The sequence below is a fragment of the Bradyrhizobium sp. SZCCHNS30572 genome, assembly GCF_032484415.1.
In the GTDB taxonomy this organism is placed as follows: Bacteria; Pseudomonadota; Alphaproteobacteria; order Rhizobiales; family Xanthobacteraceae; genus Bradyrhizobium.
In genome coordinates this window covers 347,366-370,076 of the sequence record NZ_JAUESY010000002.1, presented here as the reverse complement: position 1 = coordinate 370,076, position 22,711 = coordinate 347,366, and the positions used below count along the sequence as shown (strand labels likewise).

The 22,711-nt window shown below is 64.9% G+C and carries 19 protein-coding genes; 11 read left to right on the top strand and 8 right to left on the bottom strand.

Annotation, left to right across the window (positions count from 1 at the left end):
* Positions 1-18: 18 nt before the first annotated feature.
* A complete protein-coding gene (eno, locus tag QX048_RS06665; protein WP_315738192.1) occupies positions 19-1,302 on the bottom strand; it encodes a phosphopyruvate hydratase in 1,284 nt (427 codons plus the stop codon).
* Positions 1,303-1,476: 174 nt separating this feature from the next.
* On the opposite strand from eno, the gene queF reads away from it, so the two are divergent.
* From queF to QX048_RS06650, 3 genes are all read left to right on the top strand, one after another.
* Positions 1,477-1,953, top strand: coding sequence for a preQ(1) synthase (gene queF, locus QX048_RS06660; protein ID WP_315711649.1), 477 nt, complete (start codon positions 1,477-1,479; stop codon positions 1,951-1,953).
* Between the two features lie 563 nt (positions 1,954-2,516).
* Positions 2,517-3,329: a hypothetical protein gene (locus tag QX048_RS06655; protein WP_316191329.1), complete on the top strand. Its 813-nt coding sequence runs from the start codon at positions 2,517-2,519 to the stop codon at positions 3,327-3,329.
* Positions 3,330-3,533: 204 nt separating this feature from the next.
* Positions 3,534-4,151, top strand: coding sequence for a hypothetical protein (locus tag QX048_RS06650; protein ID WP_316191330.1), 618 nt, complete (start codon positions 3,534-3,536; stop codon positions 4,149-4,151).
* 1,070 nt (positions 4,152-5,221) lie between these two features.
* On the opposite strand, the gene QX048_RS06645 is transcribed toward QX048_RS06650, so the two are convergent.
* From QX048_RS06645 to secG, 5 genes are all read right to left on the bottom strand, one after another.
* A complete protein-coding gene (locus tag QX048_RS06645; RefSeq protein ID WP_316191331.1) occupies positions 5,222-6,430 on the bottom strand; it encodes an MFS transporter in 1,209 nt (402 codons plus the stop codon).
* Positions 6,430-7,293 (bottom strand): 3-deoxy-8-phosphooctulonate synthase, encoded by an 864-nt coding sequence (gene kdsA, locus QX048_RS06640; RefSeq protein WP_316191332.1) that lies wholly within the window; start codon positions 7,291-7,293, stop codon positions 6,430-6,432. Before kdsA ends, QX048_RS06645 begins: the two co-directional genes overlap by 1 nt.
* 117 nt (positions 7,294-7,410) lie before the next feature.
* Positions 7,411-7,737, bottom strand: coding sequence for an NIPSNAP family protein (locus QX048_RS06635; protein WP_316191333.1), 327 nt, complete (start codon positions 7,735-7,737; stop codon positions 7,411-7,413).
* Between the two features lie 199 nt (positions 7,738-7,936).
* A complete protein-coding gene (locus tag QX048_RS06630) occupies positions 7,937-9,568 on the bottom strand; it encodes a CTP synthase (protein WP_315711639.1) in 1,632 nt (543 codons plus the stop codon).
* A 167-nt stretch (positions 9,569-9,735) separates the two neighbouring features.
* Entirely contained in the window at positions 9,736-10,119 is a 384-nt protein-coding gene (gene secG / locus QX048_RS06625; protein WP_315827487.1) for a preprotein translocase subunit SecG, read from the bottom strand.
* A 211-nt stretch (positions 10,120-10,330) separates the two neighbouring features.
* Here secG and QX048_RS06620 point away from each other — a divergent pair, with 211 nt between their 5' ends.
* Positions 10,331-10,897 carry an XRE family transcriptional regulator gene (locus QX048_RS06620; RefSeq protein ID WP_315711636.1) on the top strand — a complete coding sequence of 189 codons (567 nt, stop codon included), beginning with the start codon at positions 10,331-10,333 and terminating at the stop codon, positions 10,895-10,897.
* Positions 10,898-10,899: 2 nt separating this feature from the next.
* A complete protein-coding gene (locus QX048_RS06615; protein WP_315711635.1) occupies positions 10,900-11,427 on the top strand; it encodes a GNAT family N-acetyltransferase in 528 nt (175 codons plus the stop codon).
* 27 nt (positions 11,428-11,454) lie between these two features.
* Here the strand turns inward: QX048_RS06615 and tpiA are convergent, their stop codons facing one another.
* The gene (tpiA, locus tag QX048_RS06610; protein WP_315750930.1) at positions 11,455-12,210 is read right to left on the bottom strand and encodes a triose-phosphate isomerase; all 756 of its coding nucleotides are present in this window, start codon (positions 12,208-12,210) and stop codon (positions 11,455-11,457) included.
* 222 nt (positions 12,211-12,432) lie between these two features.
* On the opposite strand from tpiA, the gene QX048_RS06605 reads away from it, so the two are divergent.
* The 5 genes from QX048_RS06605 to QX048_RS06585 all read left to right on the top strand — a co-directional run bounded on the left by QX048_RS06605 (position 12,433) and on the right by QX048_RS06585 (position 19,574).
* On the top strand, positions 12,433-14,340 hold the full coding sequence (locus tag QX048_RS06605) for a peptidylprolyl isomerase (RefSeq protein ID WP_315750928.1): 1,908 nt from the start codon (positions 12,433-12,435) through the stop codon (positions 14,338-14,340).
* 22 nt (positions 14,341-14,362) lie between these two features.
* Entirely contained in the window at positions 14,363-15,376 is a 1,014-nt protein-coding gene (gene trpD, locus QX048_RS06600; protein WP_315711632.1) for an anthranilate phosphoribosyltransferase, read from the top strand.
* 16 nt (positions 15,377-15,392) lie between these two features.
* Complete coding sequence (gene trpC / locus QX048_RS06595; RefSeq protein ID WP_315827486.1) at positions 15,393-16,211, top strand: indole-3-glycerol phosphate synthase TrpC; 819 nt, start codon at positions 15,393-15,395, stop codon at positions 16,209-16,211.
* A gap of 2 nt (positions 16,212-16,213) precedes the next feature.
* Entirely contained in the window at positions 16,214-16,708 is a 495-nt protein-coding gene (moaC, locus tag QX048_RS06590) for a cyclic pyranopterin monophosphate synthase MoaC (protein ID WP_315827485.1), read from the top strand.
* 151 nt (positions 16,709-16,859) lie between these two features.
* On the top strand, positions 16,860-19,574 hold the full coding sequence (locus QX048_RS06585; protein WP_315827484.1) for an EAL domain-containing protein: 2,715 nt from the start codon (positions 16,860-16,862) through the stop codon (positions 19,572-19,574).
* A gap of 241 nt (positions 19,575-19,815) precedes the next feature.
* Here QX048_RS06585 and QX048_RS06580 read toward each other — a convergent pair whose 3' ends face one another.
* A complete protein-coding gene (locus QX048_RS06580; RefSeq protein ID WP_315827483.1) occupies positions 19,816-21,150 on the bottom strand; it encodes a S41 family peptidase in 1,335 nt (444 codons plus the stop codon).
* Positions 21,151-21,570: 420 nt separating this feature from the next.
* Here QX048_RS06580 and QX048_RS06575 point away from each other — a divergent pair, with 420 nt between their 5' ends.
* Positions 21,571-22,707: an alpha-hydroxy acid oxidase gene (locus QX048_RS06575; RefSeq protein WP_315827482.1), complete on the top strand. Its 1,137-nt coding sequence runs from the start codon at positions 21,571-21,573 to the stop codon at positions 22,705-22,707.
* Positions 22,708-22,711 lie beyond the last annotated feature (4 nt).

Sequence of the window (22,711 nt, the reverse complement as noted above, 5' to 3'; positions counted from 1 at the left end):
TGGTTAGCTTGTCCAGACTCAGGCCAGCGCCTTCAGCGCCGCCCTGCCCGCATATTTGGCCTGCGCATCCAGCTCCTGCTCGATGCGCAGCAGCTGGTTGTACTTGGCGGTGCGGTCGGCGCGGGCCAGCGAGCCGGTCTTGATCTGCCCGCAATTGGTGGCGACCGCGAGATCGGCAATCGTCGAATCCTCGGTCTCGCCTGAGCGGTGCGACATCACAGCGGTGTAGCCGGCCTTGTAGGCCATCTCGACCGCGGCCAGCGTCTCGGTGAGCGTGCCGATCTGGTTGACCTTGATCAGGATCGAGTTGGCGCGGCCGTTGCGGATGCCGTCGGCGAGACGGTTGACGTTGGTGACGAACAGGTCGTCGCCGACGAGCTGGCACTTGTGGCCGATCAGGTCGGTCAGCTCCTTCCAGCCGTCCATGTCGTCCTCCGACATGCCGTCCTCGATCGAGGCGATCGGATAGCGCGCGACCAGGTCGGCGAGATATTTGGCCTGCTCGGAGCGCGAGCGCGACTTGTTCTCGCCCTCGTAGACGTACTTGCCGTCCTTGAAGAACTCGGTGGCGGCGCAGTCCAGCGCCAGCATCACGTCCTCGCCCGCGGTGTAGCCGGCCTTGCCGATCGCGCTCATGACGAAGTCGAGGGCTGCGTCCGCCGACGGCAGGTTCGGCGCGAAGCCGCCCTCATCGCCGACATTGGTGTTGTGGCCGGCCTTCTTCAGCTCGGCCTTGAGCGTGTGGAAGATCTCCGAGCCGCAGCGCAGCGCCTCCGCGAAGCTCGGCGCGCCCACCGGCATGATCATGAACTCCTGGAAATCGATCGGGTTGTCGGCGTGGACGCCGCCATTGACGATGTTCATCATCGGCACCGGCAGGGTGCGGGCCGAGGTGCCGCCGACATAGCGATACAGCGGCATGTCGTAGGAGATCGCCGCCGCCTTGGCGCAGGCGAGCGAGACGCCGAGAATGGCGTTGGCGCCGATCCGGCTCTTGTTCTCGGTGCCGTCGAGCTCGATCAGGATCTGGTCGATCTGGACCTGGTCCTGCACCGACATGTCGCTGAGCGCCTCATAGACCTCGTCGTTGATGGCTTCGACGGCCTTCAGCACGCCCTTGCCGAGATAGCGGTGCTTGTCGCCGTCGCGCAGCTCGACCGCCTCGTGGGCGCCGGTGGAAGCGCCGGACGGCACGGCGGCGCGGCCGACCGAGCCGTCCTCCAGCACGACGTCGACCTCGACCGTGGGATTGCCGCGGCTGTCCAGGATTTCGCGGCCGATGATGTCGACGATGGCGGTCATGAGGTCCTCTCGCGAGCGTTTCTAGGTGGGCGTTGTTGCGCTGCTTCTACCGCAAGCCCGCGAGCGCGAAAAGGCCAAGTGGCGTTGAAATCAAGTCACGACCAAATCACGAAGCGGGTGACGGGGGCGCCCCGATTGGCTAAACGGGCGCCACTGCGGCAGGTGACACGACACATGGCGAAAAGACCCAACACATCCCCGACATCGGCCGGCCTTCAGCTGGGCCGAGAGGTGGCGGCGCCGGACAGCCCGGATGCAGCGACGCTCGACCGCGTTCCCAACCCGCAGAAGGACACCGATTATCTGGCCCGCTTCACGGTGCCCGAGTTCACCTCGTTGTGTCCCGTGACGGGCCAGCCGGACTTCGCGCATCTCGTGATCGACTATGCCCCCGGCCCGTGGCTGGTCGAATCCAAGTCGCTCAAACTCTATTTGGCGAGCTTCCGCAACCATGGCGCGTTCCACGAGGACTGCACCGTCGCGATCGGCAAGCGCCTCGCCGCCGAGATCAAGCCGAAATGGCTGCGCATCGGCGGCTACTGGTATCCCCGCGGCGGCATCCCGATCGACGTGTTCTGGCAGACGGGGAAGCTGCCGAAGGGGCTGTGGGTGCCGGACCAGGGCGTGGCGCCGTATCGCGGGCGGGGGTGAGGGGCGAGCGCCCAGCTATTCTCAGTACACGAAATGATCCCCAAACCTGGTCATGAACGTCGCGTCAGCCAATGAGGCAGCGCGACCGTTGTGTCTCGGAAAGCGTCCAAGAACAATATGGAAAACATGTGTGTTTCGATGCGTTTATGGCCATCTCCAAAACTGTCCGAGCACCTGCGGATGCGCAGGCGCGGGGTCGAAGCTACTCCACCTTTTCCGCCCCTCTTCGTGTTGCTCTGTAATAGCGACGGGATAGATCGGCGATCAACCGACTGTCAGACCGCTGGAATTGCAGTCCAGCACTATCACCGGAATTCCCGATCGTGCGGGCTCGCGCCCAAAACGGGGATAATCCCCGACCTCAACAAATACCCCTTTGGCGTTGCCTGACGCCTCAACTACCACCACATCCCCGGCGCAGCGCAGTAATTGCTTGCCATTATACCGACGGATTGGGAATTGGAATTCGATTTCTCAGAGCGCCGCTAATCCGAAAAGCCAACAAAATACAACCTGGCGTGCTAGATTTCCCTATGAGATGGTCAACCGTTGGGGGGACGACCATGGCGGCGGCAAGTCTTGATGCTGTTTTGAGTGGGACACCAGGGTTTACTCTGCTGGCGCTGGTGGTGGCCCTAGCGGCCTACCTACGGCAGGTAAGCGCTACTGCAAGGGATAAGCTTGAAGAGATTTTTGCCGATAGGAATGCGCTCTGGAAGCGAGAAAACGATGACTGGACCTTAGAGCGCGTTCGCATTTTATCGCGGACGAGAAACATTATCAAAATCGTCACTCACGTTTTCTTTGGCCTCGGGACCATAGTTGGCGCCCGCGTTTGCGTCTTCGCGTTGACGCCGAAGTTAAACAACGCAATCTTGTATTGGCTAGACTTCGCCTTGATAGCTACTGTTGCGTTCTCAGTTTTTGGGATGTGGATCGCGCATACGGTCAATAGATCTGCTGATGACGCAAACTTTGAAGAAATGATGCGTGCCAAGCCTGAACTCAAAAGATTTGAATTTTCCTTCCCTGGACCACCTGCAAGCCGAAAGCTGTTCCTGAGATCGCTCGCCGTCGTCGCAATTGCGATCACGTTTCTCATCTTGTTTGCGACGTTGACAGTTATCATCATTCAAGAATTCCAAGCGCTTCGTCAGCAGTTGATCCCGCATCTAGTCGTAATCATAGGACTTGCTGGTATGGGGATGGCATCGCTCTTACTAGTTATCATCTCAGAGCGACTGGCCGGTCCAATCGAATTTGAAAGCGCGTTTGTCAAATTCAAGGGTGGAGCATCCCTGCCTATTCTATGGGTGTTTGTCTTTCTGGCGATGGTCATTGGTTCAAGGCTTCTTTGGCCGATTACTTCGATGTAACTGGATGCCGGCGGGTGCATGACTAACGACGCGAGTGACCTGCTCCTGCCTCATGCACGGCGATCGAGTGTTGGATTCGTCTACACCGATCCGCCCGCGCCAAGCGCGCTCGGATCAGGGGTACTGATCTCAGTCGGATCACTCAGCGGAATCCTTACCTGCGCTCACGTCGCGGAGCAGTACCGAAGCCGGTCGGAAATCGGTTTGCTGCGCTTCAGTCGTAATGAAGCTCTCCAAATGCAAAAGCTGTCGCTTGGAGATACGTCCACGCTCTACATCGAAGAGAATGTTGGACAGCCGCGCTGGAGTAATCCGCGGGCCATCGATCTCGCGTTCACCCTTCTCCCACCGAGCGTTGCCGACGCGTTGAAGGCGATGTGTGTCTTTTTGAATTGGGAATTGAATGCAAAGAAATTCTACGACGGAGAGCCAGAAAGTGACCGCCATGTCGACGCCGTGTTCGGTCTGATTGGCCAGCGAACCGGTATGCCAACGCGCGAAGACAAACTCGTGACGACCCCCATGCGCGCTGAATTGACGCCGGGGCACATAGTAAGCCGAGACAATGGCGCCCTCACCTTGGAATGCATGGAATACAACAAGGCAGACTTACCCGAATCCTTTGGCGGCACGAGCGGTGGAGGGTTGTGGCGGACGTATATCAGGACATCGGCCGATGGATCGTATCAGGAAGTCCAAACGCGACTATGCGGCTTGGCGTCGTTTCAGCAAGACCCAACCCACATCGTGTGCCAAGGCTTCGAGAGGATCGAACTAGCACTCGTACCGGCAATCAGGAAGCAATTCGACCAAACAAGCTAAACCGAGTTGATCCGCCCCAACAAATTGATTGCACTGTGACCTTAATCCCCTGTCGCAGAAATTATCGCGTCTCACTTGAGGGGTGCGGTCCAGCACTGTCACTGTAATCTGAGGCCGCTGCCCAGCGCCCGTCCATGCCCCTGAGTCGCCCGACGGGCACGCTTTCGCTCGACTTCCTCATCCTATGCAACCATCAAACCGCTGCTCCCGGAAGCCGATTTTTGCCGCGCTTTCAAGTTGATCACCCCTGTCCAGTCCTCCCGCGCAAAATATTCTAATTTCGTTTTATCAGTATTCGTGATTGACTATCCCCGTCCCGTCTCGATCAGAGGGGCGCTTCGCGGTCGTCACGGACGTTGAGGCGGGATGCGGTGGGCGTGTCGGGTCGCAGCGTGATCACTCATGCGGACGAACGAGCCTGATGCGCCGGCGAAATCGTATGGTCCTGGCCTCCCGACGCTGAGGTCACGCTGGTGGTGATGATCCGCCGGTTACGGGGGCAAGACAGCCCGGTCCCCGGGGAGAGTACGTATAAGCCGCCCAACCATCGCGCGGGGAATGCCGGGATGTCTCGGCTGAACCTGTGGTTCCTGCCGCCAGCATTTTTTCTGCTGGCGGGCCATGGGGGCGGCCAGCTCCCGGCATTCCCCGTGCCCTCTTCTCAGAAAGAGGGCATGTCCCAAGGCAAAGCTCGGACGCCGACGCGCCGCGAGATGGCGGCGGTGCGTCCCGCGGCCAACGAAAGCGCCGATATGTCTCAGCCGCGCATCTTCAGCATCGAGAGCGAGAAACGCCCTCGCCGCACTTTCCCAGGACCATCGCAGCTAACGATGGGCATTTTGCCCTCGCCCGTCTCCACGTCGTCATGCCCGGGCTTGTCCCGCCTGCGCGGCCGAAGCCGCTTCGGCGCGGCGAAGGCCCGGGCATCCACGTCCTTCTCAGCGCGCCGAACGACGTGGATGGCCGGGACAAGCCCGGCCATGACGGAGCAACAAATTAGCAGGCGTTGCTGCCGCGACGGGACCATGTCTTCAGATGCAATGGGCCCGCGCCCGTGTCCGACATGGCCGTCAGCCGACCGCCGCATCTGCCGGCGGCCGCTGCCGCAGCAGCGCGGCGCAGGCGAAGCCGAGCGCGACCATCATGATGGCGGCGATCAGCAACGTCGGCTGCTTGCCGCCATGGACCAAGCCGAAGCCATAGGCGATCGGGCCGACCGTCTGGCCCATGAAGAAGAAGAACGAGTGCAGCGACATCGCGGTCGCGCGCGCCCCGATCGACAGCTCGCTGGCGAACACCTGCAGGCAGCCATGGATCATGTAGAAGCCCCAGCCCATCAGCAGCATGCAGCCGAACTGCAGCTTCCAGCCCGGACCGAAGGCGAGCGCGGCAAGCTGCAGCCCGACCAGGGCAGCGCCCGTGATCATCATGCCCTTGACGCCGAGGCGCGGCAGGAAGTTCGAGACCGTGAACGTGTAGAACAGGCCGCCGACCGCGAAGCCCGCGATGACGATGCCCGCGATCGACAGCGAGGTCTCTCCGAGATCGAACAGGAACGAGGCGATGAATGGAAACAGCCCGAATACGCAGCAGCCTTCGACGAACACCGCCGGGAAGCAGAAGCGCGAATTGGGGTTGGTGAAGATGGTGCGGTAGCCCTTCCTCAGCGCAGCGAGATCGGTGGTCGGCACGTGCGTGACGCTGGCACCGCGGAAGCCGGCGGCAACCGCGAAGGAGGCGATCAGGCCGAGCGCTCCCAGAATTGCGAGCACGCCACGCCAGCCGATGAAATCGCCGATGATGCCGGATGCCGTCGCGCCGAGCAGGTTGCCCGCCATCGAGCCCGCGAGCGTGCGGCCGATCGCAACCTGCCGCTTGTCGGGTGCAACGAGATCGCTGGTCAGCCCGAGCGCCACCGGAAACACGCCGCCCGAGGCGATGCCGGCGAGGATGCGCGTCGCGAACAGCAGCGGGAACGAGGTCGCGAGCGCACCGAGCAGGCTCGCGACGCCGAGCAGCGCCAGGCACAGCGTCATCAGCCGCGCCTTGCCGAACAGATCCGCGGCGGCGCCGATCGCCGGCTGGATCAGCGCGTAGATCAGCGCATAGCCCGCGGCGATGCTGGCCGCGGTCGTGATGCTGATTGCGAAATCCTCGGCGACATGCGGCAGCACCGGATCGAGCGCCCGCGTCGACAGCGCCGCCGAGAAGCCCGCCAGCGCGATGATGTTCACGGCCGGTGGAAACTTCCCCGCGGGCTTGGCGGCGGTCTGGTGCATCAGCGCCCGGCGTCCGCCGCCGGCGCCTTGGCGAGTGCGTCGAACGCCATCAGCGTTCGCAGCAGCCCCTCGAACTGCGCGAGCGGGACCATGTTCGGCCCGTCGGACGGCGCATGATCGGGATCGGGATGGGTCTCGATGAACACACCGGCGACGCCGACGGCCACCGCCGCCCGCGCCAGCACCGGCACGAATTCGCGCTCGCCGCCCGACGACGTGCCCTTGCCGCCCGGCTGCTGCACGGAGTGGGTCGCATCGAAGATGACCGGTGCGCCGGTCGTGCGCGCCATGATCGGCAGCGACCGCATGTCGGAGACCAGCGTGTTGTAGCCGAACGAGACGCCGCGCTCGGTGACCAGCACGTTGCGATTGCCAGAGCCCGTGATCTTGGCGACCACGTTGGCCATGTCCCAGGGCGCCAGGAACTGGCCCTTCTTGACGTTGACGACCTTGCCCGTCGCCGCGGCCGCCAGCAGCAGGTCGGTCTGCCGGCACAGGAACGCGGGGATCTGCAGCACGTCGACGGCCTGCGCCACCTCGGCGCACTGGCTGGCGTCATGCACGTCGGTCAGCACGGGCAGGCCGAGAGAGGAGCGGATCTCGGCGAAGATCGGCAGCGACTGCGCCAGGCCAAGCCCACGCGCAGCGGAGGCGCTGGTGCGGTTGGCCTTGTCGAACGAGGTCTTGTAGACGAGCCCGATGTTCAGCCGCGTCGCGATCTCCTTCAGCGCCGAGGCGACCTCGAGCGCATGCGCGCGGCTCTCGAGCTGGCATGGGCCGGCGATCACGGCGAGCGGCAGGTGGTTGCCAAACTTGACGGAGCCGAGGCTGACGACCGGCGCGGCAGAGATCGAAGCGTTCACGACATCATCCTCATGAGAGCGCGCGACCATGGCCCAGCGCCGGCTGCCGGATCAACCGGCGTTTGCCTGCGAATAGCAGGGTTGCGGGGATCGGTCATCCCAGCCCCTCCCCGGGCTCTATTTCAACGCCGAGAACGCCGTCGGCACCAGGAACTGGCTGGTGATGTTGGCGACGATCTGGCCGTCCTCCTCGCTCTTGGCGCGCGCCGCGATCCAGTCGGGATCGGACATGAACTTGGTCCACTTGGTCTCGCGCTCGGCGAGCGATTCCCAGGCCAGGAAATAGGTCAGTTCCTGGTTGGATTCGCCGATCAGGGTCGTGAAGAAGCCCACGGGGCGGATGCCGTGCTTCTCCCACAGCTTCAGCGTCGTGTTTTCGAAACGCTTCAGCAGCGCCGGCAGCCGGCCCGGAATGCAGCGATAGATGCGGCTCTCGTAGATCATCTGATCCTCCCTGATCTTTTCTGGCTTCGCGCGATCGGGGAGCGTTGTCGCAACAATCGTCGCGGCCGTCAAAGGTCGCGTTGCGCGCCTCGCGCCGTCGTTGCGAGGAGCGTCAGCGACGAAGCAACCCAGAGTCACGCCCGCGACTCTGGATTGCTTCGCTCCGCTCGCAATGACGGGACTTGGCACCACGAGCCCGTTACACCAGTCGCGACTGCACCACTGCGGCCTGAATGAACGACGCGAACAGCGGATGCGGCTCGAACGGGCGCGACTTCAGCTCGGGGTGGAACTGGACGCCGATGAACCACGGGTGGTCCTCGTACTCCACGATCTCCGGCAGCACGCCGTCGGGCGACAGGCCGGAGAACTTCAACCCGTGCTGCTCGAGCCGATCCTTGTAGGCGGTGTTGACCTCGTAGCGGTGGCGATGCCGCTCGGAGATCTCGGTGGCGCCGCCATACACCTCGGAGACGCGGCTGCCGCGCTTGAGCGCCGCAGGATAGGCGCCGAGCCGCATCGTGCCGCCGAGATCGCCGCTCTTGGAGCGCTTCTCCAGCTCGTTGCCGCGCAGCCATTCCGTCATCAGGCCGACCAGCGGCTCCGGCGTCGGACCGAACTCGGTCGAATTGGCCTCGGCGATCCCGACGAGATTGCGCGCCGCCTCGATGACCGCCATCTGCATGCCGAAGCAGATGCCGAAATACGGCACGTCGCGCTCCCGCGCGAATTGCGCCGCACGGATCTTGCCCTCGGCGCCGCGCTGGCCGAAGCCGCCGGGCACCAGGATGCCGTTGACGTGCTCGAGGAACGGCGCGGGGTCCTCGTTCTCAAACACCTCGCTCTCGATCCAGTCGAGCTTGACGCGGACCTTGTTGGCGATGCCGCCATGCGACAGCGCCTCGATCAGCGACTTGTAGGCGTCCTTCATGCCGGTGTACTTGCCGACGATCGCGATCGTGACGTCGCCTTCCGGATTGCGAACGCGCTCGTTGATCGTGTGCCAGCTCGACAGCGCCGGCGGCACCCGCGGCTCGATGCCGAACGCGGCCAGCACCTCGTCGTCGAGGCCGGCGGCATGATAGGCCTCCGGCACGGCATAGATGTTGTCGACGTCACGCGCCTCGATGACGGCGCTTTCGCGCACGTTGCAGAACAGGCCGAGCTTGCGCCGCTCCTCCTTCGGGATCGGGCGGTCGGTGCGGCACAGCAGGATGTCAGGCTGGATGCCGATCGAGCGCAGCTCCTTGACCGAATGCTGCGTCGGCTTGGTCTTCAACTCGCCGGCGCTCGGGATGTAGGGCAGCAGCGTGAGGTGGATGTAGATCGCGTGATGGCGCGGCAGCTCATTGCCGAGCTGCCGGATCGCCTCGAAGAACGGCAGGCCCTCGATGTCGCCGACGGTGCCGCCGATCTCGACCAGCACGAAATCGTACTCGTCATTCCCGGACAGGACGAAATCCTTGATCGCGTTCGTCACGTGCGGGACGACCTGGATGGTCGCACCGAGATAGTCGCCGCGCCGCTCCTTGGTCAGGATGTCCTGGTAGATCCGGCCCGTGGTGATGTTGTCGGCCTTGGTCGCCGGTCGGCCGGTGAAGCGTTCGTAATGTCCGAGATCGAGATCGGTCTCGGCGCCATCATCGGTCACGAACACTTCGCCGTGCTGATACGGCGACATCGTGCCGGGATCGAGGTTGAGATAGGGGTCGAGCTTGCGAAGCCGGACCTTGTAGCCGCGGGCCTGCAGCAGCGCGCCTAACGCGGCTGAAGCCAGACCCTTTCCGAGCGAGGAAACCACGCCGCCGGTGATGAAGATGTACCGCGCCATGGGACCCTACCTTTAATGCCGCGCGCTCGATTCGCCAAAACGAATCGCTTGCAGCCCGCAACGCTGTCGCGGGCCTGTGGGTTACTTCAAAATCTGAATGGTCTCAGGTACTTGAGACCGCCTCATGACGCAGGACGCCAATTGCGTTCCTGCATGGCTTATCCGCGTTATTGCGATTGCGGTGCCTGCGGCGCAGCCGGAGCCGCGGGAGCCTGCTGCTCGTCGGCCTTCTTGAGTTGGTCGAGCACGCCGCCCGCGGTCGGCGCCACCGGCGTCGCGCCGCCTGACTGGGTCTGCCCAGGCAAGGTGCCGAGAATCGAGGTCGGTTTGCGATCGTAGCCAGCCAGCCAGGTCAACAGCAGGCTCGTCAGGAAGAAGCCGACCGCCAAAATCGCCGTGGTCCGCGTCAGCAGGTTTGCGGTACCGCGGCTCGACATGAAGCCGGCGCCGCCGCCCATGCCGAGGCCGCCGCCTTCGGACTTCTGCAACAGCACGGCGCCGATCAGGACGGCGACGATCATGAGGTGAATGACGATCAAGACAGTCTGCATGGTGACCTTCCGTCACAAGCCCTCGCAGGCCCCGACCGGAGGCCGGGATCGCGAGAGCTTCGCGGGCTATTCGGAAATTTGCGCGGTGTTACACGATCATGTCGAGCAACGCCACCCCGCAGATAATCGCGGCCGCGCTTCGCACAAGCGCTGCCGCGTCGCCCCGTTGTCGAGGCTTGCCCGGCCATCGATTTTCTACTATTGGAGACATATGGATCAAATAATAGACGACTTCAGCCAGCGGCTGGCGCGCCGCCTGCTGCTGGAACGGGACAGCCGCGGCTGGTCGCTGGCCGACCTTGCCGAGCGCTCGGGAGTGTCAAAGGCCACCATCAGCAAGATCGAGCGCGCCGAGGTCAGCCCGACGGCGGTCATCCTGGTCAAGCTGGCAAGCGCGTTCGATCTCACGCTGGCCGGCTTGATGCTCCGAGCCGAGGCCCAGTCGGAGCGCCTGTCCAAGGCGGCCGAGCAGCCGGTCTGGCGCGATCCGGACACGGGCTATGTCCGGCGCCAGGTCTTTCTCAGGCCGGATCATCCGATCGAGTTGGTGACCGTCGAGATGCCGGCGCACCGCAGCGTGACCTTGCCGGCCTCCTCATACATCCACATCCGCCAGCTTCTCTGGGTGCAGAGCGGGCAATTGACCATCACGGAAGGCGCGGAACGCCACGTCCTCGGCCCCGGCGACTGCCTCGGCTTCGGCCCACCGATCGACACCACCTTTGCCAACGAGTCGGACGCACCCTGCGTCTATGTCGTGGCGCTTGCCCGGAGTTGAGAATGTCCGCGATTCGAATTGCATCCCTATCGGACACACCGGTCGTGCGAAGCGCGCTTCGCGCCATGCTGATCGAAACGGTCGCCGATGGTGGTTCGGTCAGTTTCATGCACCCGCTTCGCGAGGAGGATGCCGACGCCTTTTGGCGGGAATCGCTTTCGGCCGCGGCGCGCGGCGAACGAGCCGTTCTTGGCGCCTTCGACGGCGAGGATGTGATTGCGACCGTCACGTTGCAGCTGAAGCTGCCGCCGAACCAGCCGCACCGCGCCGAGATCGCAAAGATGATGACGCGCATCAGCCACCGCAAACGCGGAATCGCGACCGCGCTGCTGCGCGCGGCCGAAAACCTCGCCCGCGCGCACGGTCGGACGATGCTGGTCCTCGATACCGCCGAGGATGGGGGCGCCTCACGGCTTTATGAAAGCGTCGGCTTCCAGCTGAGCGGAACCATTCCGGACTATGCCTTGAAGCCGCATGGCGGCCTTACCGGCACGAAGATCTATTGGAAGCGAATCGAACAGGCGGACTGAGGCGTGCGCTTTCGCTCACGTTGCTTCTCAACAGCCCTTCGCAATGGCGAGAAAGTCTGAGGCTTTCAGGCTGGCGCCGCCGACCAACGCGCCGTTGACATTCGCGACCGCCATCAGCTCGGCCGCATTGGAGGGCTTCACCGAGCCGCCATAGAGGATGCGCGTCCGCGCTCCCTCCTGCTTGAAGCGATCGATCAGCAGCTCTCTGATAAAGGCATGAATCTGCTCGACATCCTTGGCAGTCGGGGTCAGGCCGGTGCCGATCGCCCAAACCGGCTCATAGGCCACGACCAGGTTGCCGGCCCGTGATTCCTGCGGCAGGCTGAGGTTGAGCTGGCCGCGCAGGATGTCGAGCGTCTGCCCTGCATCGCGCTGCTGCTGGGTTTCGCCGACGCAAACGATCGCGACCAGCCCGGCGCGCCACACCGCCTCGGTCTTCTGGTGCACCACAACATCGCTTTCGCCATGATCGGCACGCCGCTCGGAATGGCCGACGATGATGGCGGTGGCGCCAGCATCGGCCAGCATCTCCGCCGAAATGTCCCCGGTATGGGCTCCCGACGCCTTGGGGTGGCAATCCTGAGCGCCAACCGCGATCGCGTGGGAGCCGCGCGCCCTTTCGGCGAAGCCTGCCACCAGGGTGGCGGGAGGACAGACCAGCAGGTCGGCCTTTCCGGTGACCTCGGCGGCTCCGGCCAGCATGGCGTCGAACTCGGCGGTCGAGGCCTTCAGGCCGTTCATTTTCCAATTGCCGGCGATCAGCGGCCGGATGCGGTCGGTCATGGCGGGATTCCAGCAAATGTTGTGACGGACATCGGCTAGCAGAGCCCTTCGACGAGCACCAGAGCGGGAGCCGTCTTCCCACCGCTTCAATCGGCCTCAGGGCCGAGGTTGCGACCGGGCGGCCGCCTCTTTATAAGCCGTTTCAACTCGGTGACGGCCTTTTGCGGAATCTGCTTTAAGGCGCGGCCCCTTCATCCTTTTTCCTGCAGACAGACTGGACCCATGCTTCGAGGATTACGCAAGGCCTCATCAAACTGGCTCGGCAAGACCATCATGGCGGTGGTCATGGGCGTTTTGATCGTCAGTTTCGGCATCTGGGGCATCGCCGACATCTTTCGCGGCTTCGGGCAGTCGACGGCTGCAACCGTGGGACGCACGGAGATCTCGGTCAACGAGTTCCGGCAGATCTATACCGACCGGCTGCAGCAGATCGGCCGCCAGCTCGGTCGTCCGCTGACCACCGAGCAGGCCCGCATGTTCGGGCTCGACCGCTCCGTGCTGCAGCAGACGATTGCGGAAGCCGCCCTCGATGAGCAGGCTCGCCGTCTCGGTCTCGCCCAGTCCGATGCGGAGACCATGCGGGTGATCCTCAGCGATCCCAACTTCAAGGGCCCGAACGGGGCGTTCGACCCGCAGCGCTTCCAGGCCATCATCCGCAATTTCGGCTTCACCGAGCAGCGCTACCTGGCTGACCAGCGCCGACAGTCGCTGCGGCGGCAGATCACCGGCACGATCGCGGCCGGGCTGGAGCCGTCCAACACGATGCTCGAGGCGCTCGGCCGCTTCCAGAACGAGCAGCGCTCGATCGATTACATCAAGCTCGACGCGGCGCAGGCCGGCACCATCGATGCGCCCTCGCCCGAGGTTCTCGCGTCCTATTTCGAAGAGCACAAAGCCCAGTTCAAGGCGCCGGAATATCGCAAGATCTCCTTCGTCGTGGTGACGCCCGAAGAGATCGGCAAGTGGACCGACGTATCTGACGAGGACGCCAGGAAGCTGTTCGACCAGCGCAAGGCGCTGATGGGCACGCCGGAGAAGCGCCAGGTCCAGCAGATGACCTTCCCCACCATGGAGGAGGCGCAAGCGGCGCGCGCCCGGATCGCCGCGGGTGAAGTCACGTTCGACGAACTCGCCAAGGAGCGCAACCTCAACCCAGCCGATCTCGATCTCGGTCTGGTGACGAAATCGGCGATTCTCGACCCTGTCGTTGCCGATACCGCCTTCTCGCTGCCGACCGGCGAGGTCAGCCAGCCCGTCAAGGGCGCATTCAACGTGGCGCTGGTCAAGGTCAGCGCGATTCAGCCGGGCCAGCAGCCCGAATATGAGAGCGTCGCTGCCGACATCAAGAAGGAGATCGCAGCCGACCGCGCCAAGTCGCAAGTCGCCAATCTTCGTGACAAGATGGAAGACGAGCGCGGCGGTGGCGCCAGCGTCGCCGAGGCAGCCAAGAAGCTCGGTCTCAATGCCATCACGCTCGAAGCCGTCGACAGGTCCGGCAAGCAACCCAACGGCCAGCCCGTTTCGAACATCCCGCTTGGCCTCGATGTCGTTGCGCAGGCCTTCACCAGCGATGTCGGTGTCGACAACGAGCCGATCTCGTTCCGCGGCGGTTATGTCTGGTTCGAGGTTCTCGGCATCACCCCGCCGCGCGATCGCCCCCTCGACGAGGTCAAGGATCAGGTCGCCGCGCGCTGGCGCGATGACGAGGTCGCCACCAAGCTGCGCGCAAAGGCCACCGAGCTGGTCAAGAAGCTCAGCGAGGGCGGCAAGCTCGCCGACGAGGCGGCATCGCTCGGCGTGAAGGTCGAGACGGCCAGTGCGTTCAAGCGCGACGCCTCGGTGCCCGGCGTCCCCACCGGCGCGATCACCGCCGCATTCCGCACGGCGAAGGACGGCGTCGGCCAAACCGAGGCTGATGGCGGCCGGCGGTGGATTGTGTTCCGTGTCACCGACATCATCGAGCCTAAGGTCGACCTCGCGTCCGAAGATACCAAGAAGCTGAAGGACCAGTTGCAGCGCGCGCTCGCCGACGAGCAAGGCACGGCCTATGTCATGAAGCTCGAGAAGGACATCGGGACGACGATCAACGAGGCTGCGGTGGCCCAGGTGGTCGGCGGCAACAATCAGTGACGGTTTGCTAGGGGCACGCGTGATGGACGATCTCAAGTCGATCATTGGCAAGGTGGCGACCGGCGCGCCGCTGTCCCGCGAGGAGGCGGCGTCCGCCTTCGACAGCATGATGTCGGGCGAGGCGACGCCGTCGCAGATGGGCGCGCTGCTGATGGCGCTGCGCGTGCGCGGCGAGACGGTCGAGGAGATCACCGGCGCCGTCAGCGTGATGCGGGCGAAGATGCTGCGCGTCGATGCGCCGGCGAGCGCGGTCGACATCGTCGGCACCGGCGGTGACGGCTCCGGCTCGGTCAACGTCTCGACCTGCGCCTCCTTCATCGTGGCCGGCGCCGGCGTGCCGGTCGCCAAACACGGCAACCGCGCACTGTCGTCCCGCTCCGGCGCCGCCGACGTGCTCGCCGCGCTCGGCGTCAAGATCGACCTGAAGCCGGACCAGGTCGGGCGCTGCGTGCGCGAGGCCGGCATCGGCTTCATGTTCGCGCCCGCGCATCATCCGGCGATGAAGAACGTCGGGCCGACCCGGGTCGAGCTCGCCACCCGCACGATCTTCAATCTGCTCGGTCCCCTGTCCAATCCGGCCGGCGTCAGGCGCCAGATGGTCGGCGTGTTCTCGCGGCAATGGGTCGAGCCGTTGGCCCACGTGTTGAAGAATCTCGGCTCGGAGGCCGCCTGGGTCGTGCACGGCTCCGACGGGCTCGACGAGATCACCTTGACCGGCCCGACCTTTGTCGCCGCGCTGGAGAACGGTCATATCCGCACCTTCGAGGTCACGCCCGAAGAGGCCGGGCTTGGCCTGTGCGGCAGCGACGGTCTGAAGGGCGGCGACGCCGAAGCCAACGCGGTGGCCCTGCAGAGCGTGCTGGACGGCCTGCCGAGCCCCTATCGCGACGTGGCGCTGCTGAATGCCGCGGCGGCGCTGGTCGTTTCCGGACGCGCCAAGACGCTGAAGGAAGGCGTCGCAATCGGCCGGGATTCGCTCGACAGCGGCGCCGCGGCGGCGCGGCTGAAGCAGCTGATCGAGGTCTCCAACAGCTGATCCACCGGAGCGTGCCATGTCGGACATCCTGACCAAGATCGAAGCGTATAAGCGCGAGGAGATCGCGGCCGCCAAGCGGGCATGCCCGTTGCCGGAGCTCGAGGCCCGCGCGCGTGACGCTTCGCCGCCGCGCGGCTTCGTTGCCTCGATCCGAGCCAAGCATGCGAACGGCGACTACGCGCTGATCGCCGAGGTGAAGAAGGCCTCGCCGTCCAAGGGACTGATCCGCGCCGATTTCGATCCGCCGGTGCTTGCCAAGGCCTACGAGGCCGGCGGCGCGGCCTGCCTGTCGGTGCTGACAGATACGCCGTCGTTCCAGGGCCATCTCGACTTCATGGTCGCCGCGCGGGCCGCGACCGCCCTGCCCGTGCTGCGCAAGGACTTCATGTTCGACACCTACCAGGTGATCGAGGCGCGTGCTCACGGCGCCGACTGCATCCTCATCATCATGGCCGCGCTGGACGATGCCGCCGCTGCGGACATCGAGGCTGCCGCGCTCGCCCACGGCATGGATGTGCTGATCGAAATCCATGATCGCGCCGAGCTCGATCGCGCGCTGAAGCTGCGCTCGCCGATGATCGGCATCAACAACCGCAACCTGCGAACCTTCGAGACCACGCTGGCGACCTCCGAAGCGCTGGCGCCGCTGGTCCCGGTCGAGCGTCTTCTGGTCGGCGAAAGCGGCATCTTCACGTCGGCCGATCTCGCGCGCCTGGCGCGCGTCGGCATCCAGACCTTCCTGGTCGGCGAGAGCCTGATGCGGCAGGCGGACGTCACGGCGGCGACGCGCGCGCTGCTTGCGCGCAATGCCGCCTCCGCCAGCGCGGCTGAGTGACCATGGCCGACAAGTCGCCCGACGCTCCCGCCCTGACCCACATCGACGCCCGCGGTGAAGCCCGCATGGTCGACGTGTCGGACAAGGCCGCGACCGAGCGAACCGCGACCGCCGAGGGCCGCGTCGTCATGAGCCCGGCGACGCTCGAGCTCATCCTGTCCGGCAACGCCAAAAAAGGTGACGTGCTCGGAACTGCCCGCATCGCAGGCATCATGGCCGCCAAGCGGACCTCCGAGCTGATTCCTCTGTGCCACCCGCTGGCGCTGTCCAAGGTCTCCGTCGACATCACGCCCGATGCCGCGCTACCCGGCTGCCTCGTCAGCGCCACCGTCAAGGTGACCGGGCCGACCGGCGTGGAGATGGAAGCCCTGACGGCCGTGTCCGTCGCCTGCCTGACCATTTACGACATGATCAAGGCGGCCGAGCGCGGCGTACGCATCGAAGGTATCCGCTTGACCGAAAAGATCGGCGGCAAGTCCGGGCACTATCGCGCCTGAAGAGATTACCAAGCCAAATACAACTTCGAATTAATTGTTCGCTAACTCAACTTCCTAACCTCACTTCCATCGCGGACCGATAGCAATGGTTGTGGGAGGGACATCGTAGCGGTCCATCCCGAAGCGCCGATCGCAAGCGTATTCAGGACCGATGACGACCGATACCACCAGTCCAGGGAATGCCCTCAGAGCTTCGACCGACCGCGGTGGACCGATCCGCTGGCTGGTCGGCGGAGGCCTCGTGCTGATTGCAGCCATCGCGATCGGTACGACCATCATGGCCGACAGTTTCCGGGAACGCGCGCTGAACAGCGCGACGCGCGAGCTGGAGAACACCGTCCTCCTGCTGGCGCGCCATTTCGATCAGCAGATGGAGGATCTCGGCGCGATCCAGCGCGATCTCGCCAACTACGTCCGACAGAACCACATCGACAGCGGCGCCCGCTTCAAGGAGCAGATGGGAAGCGCCGCCGTCAATGCCATGCTGAAGGACAAGCTGAGCGCGGTGACCTATGTCGGCGGTTTGAACATCTTCGACTCCGACGGCAACCTGATCAACTCCGGAGCGGCCTGGCCGGTGCCGCCCGTCAACATTGCCGATCGCACCTTCTTCAAGCGGCTGAAATCCGATCCGACCGCGCCGCAACTGCTGATCGAACCGGTGGTGGGCCGGATCACCGGCACATATGTCGCAGTCATTGCCCTGAAACTGACCAGTCCCAACGGCGAGTTCCTGGGCATCATCAGCCGCAGTCTCGAACCCATCAATGTCGAGCGGTTCTTCGCCTCGGTCGCGCTCGGTCCCGACGCGGCGATCTCGATGATGCATCGCGACGGAACCCTTCTGGCCCGCCATCCACGCCATGAGGGCATGCAGAACCAGAACTACAAGAACGCGCCGATCTTCCGCCAGATCCTGGCCGGCGATGGCAACACCACGGGCATTTTCAGCAGCCCCGTCGACGGCGAGCACCGCATCGGCGCATCGCACCGGCTGACGAGCTATCCCTTGATCGTGACTGCGACGACGACGGTCTCGGCGGCGCTCGCCGACTGGCGCGAGCAGATGCGCTTCCTGATCGCCGTCGGCGTGACGTCGGTGCTGCTGATCGCCGGCATGCTTTACGTCGTGGTGCGCCGGCTGATCAGCGACCACGACGCCTCCAGCCGCCGCTTGACGCTGGAGAAGGAACGGCTCGACAAGGCCGTCAACAACATGACCCAGGGCCTCTTGCTGTTCGATGCATCGGAGCGCCTGGTCATCAGCAACCAGCGCTACGTCGACATGTACGGCCTGTCTGCCGACGTCGTGAAACCAGGCTGCACGTTTCGCGCGCTGATCGCGCACCGCAAGGCCACCGGCTCGCTGGCGGGCGACGACGTCGAATATGCCGATGCGGTGCTGCGCGACATCGGCCGCAAGACCTCGCAGATCATCGAGACCACGGACGGTCGCTGGATCCAGATCGTCAACGAGCCGATCGCGGGCGGCGGCTGGCTCGCCACCCACGAGGACATTACCGAGCGCAAACGGTCCGAGGAGCAGATCACGCATCTGGCGCACTACGACGCCCTGACGGATCTGCCGAACCGCACCCTGTTCCACGAGCGCCTCAAGGAGGAGCTGACCGGCGTCCCCCAAGGCCGGCGCCTCGCGCTGCACTACATCGACATCGACGAGTTCAAAGGCGTCAACGATTCGCTCGGCCACCTCATCGGCGACGAGCTGTTGAAATCCGTCGCGGCGAGCCTGAGCGCCTGTGTCGGCACCGCGGGGTTCGTCGCCCGCCTTGGCGGCGACGAGTTCGCCGTGGTCCAGACGGCGATCCGCAACCGGGAGGATGTCGAACAGCTGATCGAGGATATTCTCGGCGCGATCCGCGCTCCGCGTGACTGCCTCGGCCATCAGCTCACCGCCGACGCCTCGATCGGCGTGGCGTTGATCCCCGAGCACGGCACCGATCTCGACCAGATCATGAAGAACGCCGATCTGGCGATGTACGCCGCCAAGGCCGCGGGACGCCGCACCTGGCGCTTCTTCGAGCCCGAGATGGACGCCCAGATCAAGGCGCGCCACCAGCTCGAGGTCGACCTGCGCCAGGCCATGGCCGACGATCGACTCGAGGTCTACTACCAGCCTTGTCTGAGCCTGCAGGACGACCGCATCGTCGGTTGCGAGGCGCTGGTGCGCTGGAGGCATCCGACCCGCGGCGCCGTCTCGCCGGCCGAGTTCATTCCGATCGCCGAGGACACCGGCCTCATCAACCTGCTCGGCGAACGCGTCCTCCAGGTCGCCTGCACCGAGGCGGTGAGCTGGCCGGACGACATCCGGCTCGCCGTCAACGTCTCGCCGGTGCAGTTCAAGAGCGGCACCCTGGCGCTCAAGGTCGCCAATGCACTTGCGACCTCCGGCCTGCCGCCGCATCGGCTGGAGCTCGAGATCACCGAAGCGGTGCTGATCCGCGACGACGACGCGCTCGACACCCTGCACCAGTTGCGCGCGCTCGGCGTCCGCATCGCGCTCGACGATTTCGGCACCGGCTATTCGAGCCTCAGCTATCTCCAGCGCATTCCGTTCGACAAGATCAAGATCGACCGCTGTTTCGTCAAGGACATCACCGAGAGCGAGGGTTCCGCGGCGATCGTCCAGGCCGTGGTCAACATCGCCGCCATCCGCAAGATGTCGACGACCGCCGAGGGCGTCGAGACCGAGGCGCAGCGGCAGGTGCTGAAGCGGCTCGGCTGCTCGGAGATGCAGGGCTATCTGTTCAGCCCTCCGAAGCCCGCAGCCGACGTGCGGCAATTGTTCGCTGCGCAGCGCGCCAATCCCTCATCCGGCCGCCGTTCGCGCTCGGACGCCGCCTGAGCCGGTTCCGAACCGATAAATACCGTTGCAATTTGAGGCTTTTCCGCAAGCCAGATTCAAACCCTGCCGACTGGTCGTGCCTTGAAGTCCACGGCTCCGCCATGATCTACGGGACACAGACGGACATACTCCGTGTTCGCCTGTACACACTGGTCGAAAACCACGGCGGGACGGCCTCAGGGCCGCCCCGTCGGGTGTGAGCATCGCGCGTCGCGAGCCGCGCACCCGCCCGCTTCGCAGATCAGTTCGGCACCGCCGCCTTGGCGCGGACGTCGGCGTTCACCGTGACGCCCCGCAGCACGTTGAATGCGGCGTGCAGCGCCTTGTCGTCCTTCTCGTCCGGCGGAACGTAGGACTGCGAGCCGGTCTGCTCGGTGCCGTCGGCAGCGGAGAGATGGCCGCGCATGCCGGCCTCACCCTTGAGATCGCCGCGATCCTTCAGCTCGTCCGGCACGTCCTGCTTGACCTCGATGTCCGGCGCGATGCCCTGCGCCTGGATCGAGCGTCCCGACGGCGTGTAGTAGCGCGCCGTGGTCAGCGCCAGCGCGCCGTTGCCAGCGCCGAGCGGAATGATGGTCTGCACCGAGCCCTTGCCGAACGAGCGCGTGCCGACCAGGGTCGCACGCTTGTGATCGTGCAGCGCGCCGGCCACGATCTCCGACGCAGAGGCCGAGCCGCCATTGATCAGCACCACGAGCGGCTTGCCCTTGGTGAGGTCGCCGCCGCGCGCGGTGAAGCGCTGCGTCTCCTCCGGATTGCGGCCGCGGGTGGAGACCACCTCGCCCCGCGGCAGGAACGTGCTGGAGACCGACACGGCCTGATCGAGCAGCCCGCCCGGATTGTTGCGCAGGTCGACCACGTAGCCGGCGAGCTTCTCCTGCGGGATCTCCTTGGAGATGCTGGCGACCGCCTTGCGCAGACTCTCGGTGGTCTGCTCGTTGAAGGATGTGATGCGGATATAACCGATGTCGCCGCCTTCGGTGTGATAGCGCACCGGGCGCACCTTGATGATCTCGCGCGTCAGCGTAACGTCGAGCGGTGCGTCCTTGCCCTTGCGCATGATGGTGAGCTTGGTCTTGGTGTTGACGCCGCCCTTCATCTTGGCGACGGCCTGCTCGAGCGTCAGTCCCTGCACCGCCTCGCCGTCGATCTTGGCGATGAGATCGCCCGAGAGAACGCCGGCCTTGGACGCGGGCGTGTCATCGATCGGCGCGACGACCTTGACCAGGCCCTCCTCCATGGTGACCTCGAGACCGAGTCCGCCGAACTCGCCGGACGTGGTCTCCTGCATGTCGCGCCAGGACTTGTCGTTCATGTAGCGCGAATGCGGATCGAGCGAGGACACCATGCCGTTGATGGCGCCTTCGATCAGCGCGGGATCGCTCGGCTTCTCGACATAGTCGGCGCGAACACGCTCGAACACCGCGCCGAACAGATTGAGCTGCGAATAGGTGTCGGCCATGCCGGCCGCGGCCTTGGCCTTCGCAACGAGTTGCGCGCCGTCGGGACCCGTGACCATCAGGGTCAGCCCGACGCCGGTCATCGTGCCCGCCAAGAACAGCCAGTTTTTTCGCATTGTTTGCTTCCCGAGCGTTTGTTGGATGGCCGGCCGATCAAATGGTCCGCACGCATCGCCGGCGCGATTTGTGTTGCGAACACACACCACATTTCCGGTTTCTTCAAGGCCGATATTGCGCCGCCGTACCGGGGCCCGACCGCCGGCGCTCGCATCCGAAATGGACGTTCACAGGCTGAAATCAAGCTCAAGGCTGCGCCGGCGCCGGGCCCGGCTGAACATACCCCGGCTTTCACGGACACCCATGATCACAATTCGACGAGCCGTGTACCACGCCGCGATTTGATGGCCTGGGCCTGCGGGGCGCCGCTCCCCGCGCGCGCCCGGGAAGCTCGAGTTCGGAATGGCTTGCTCCCGGCCCGCTCGATGGGCAATGCTCCGCAGCAAAACCGCAAGCATGACAGTCGCTGGGAGGCAAACATGAACCAACGGACCCCGATCGAGGCCGGGTGGCGGAACATCGAACTCGGCTCGAGCGACGAGAAGTTCCAGAACCTGCACGAGCTCATCCGCAAGGCGCGCGCCCAGCTCAACCAGAACGCCTGGGACTACATCATCGGCGGGGCCGAAACCGAGACCACGCTGCGCCGGAACCGGATGGCGCTCGACGAGATCGCGTTCCGTCCGCGCGTGCTGCGCGACGTGTCCAGGGTCGATGCCTCGGTCGAAACTTTCGGACGCAAGCTGCGCCTGCCGGTGGTCATGGCCCCGGTCGGTGCGCTCGAAATCTTCGATCCGGCAGGGGCGGCCAGCGTGGCCCGCGGGGCGGGCCGATTCGGAGCCGCGCACATGCTGAGCTCGGTGTCGGAACCCGGGCTGGAGAAGACCGCCGAGGCCGCGCCCGACGCGCTGCGAATCTTCCAGCTCTATGTCCGCGGCGACGACGCCTTCGTCGAGGACTATGTGAGCCGGGCGGTCGCCAACAGCTACACCGCGTTCTGCCTGACCGTCGACACCGCCCATTACAGCCGGCGTGAGCGCGACATCGCCAAGCGATACGTCCGCGAAAGCCGGCTGCGCGCAACCGGCGGCGACCACCAGAAGGCGCTGAGCTGGCACACCGTCAAGCTGATCAAGGACAAGTTCAAGCTGCCGCTGATCATCAAGGGCATCGCGACCGCCGAGGACGCGCAGATTGCGGTCGATCACGGCGTCGACTGGATCTACGTCTCCAACCATGGCGGCCGCCAGCTCGACCATGGCCGCGGAGCCATGCATGTGCTGCCGGAGATCGTCGCCGCCGTGAAGAGCCGGGCAAAGATCATGGTCGACGGCGGCTTCTGCCGCGGCACCGACATCGTCAAGGCGATCGCCTCCGGCGCCGACCTCGTCGGCATCGGCCGGCTGCAATGCTGGGCGCTCGCCGCGGCCGGCGAGGACGGCATCCTGCGCATGCTCGAGCTGCTGGAGGACGAGGTCATCCGCACGCTCGGCCTGCTCGGCGTCACCTCGTTCGCGGAGCTGAACGCGTCCTATCTGCATCCGGCGGCCGCCACCAACCCGCCGAGCGTGGTCAGCGCGTTTCCGCTGGTCGACATCGAGCCCTACCGGTATTGAGGAG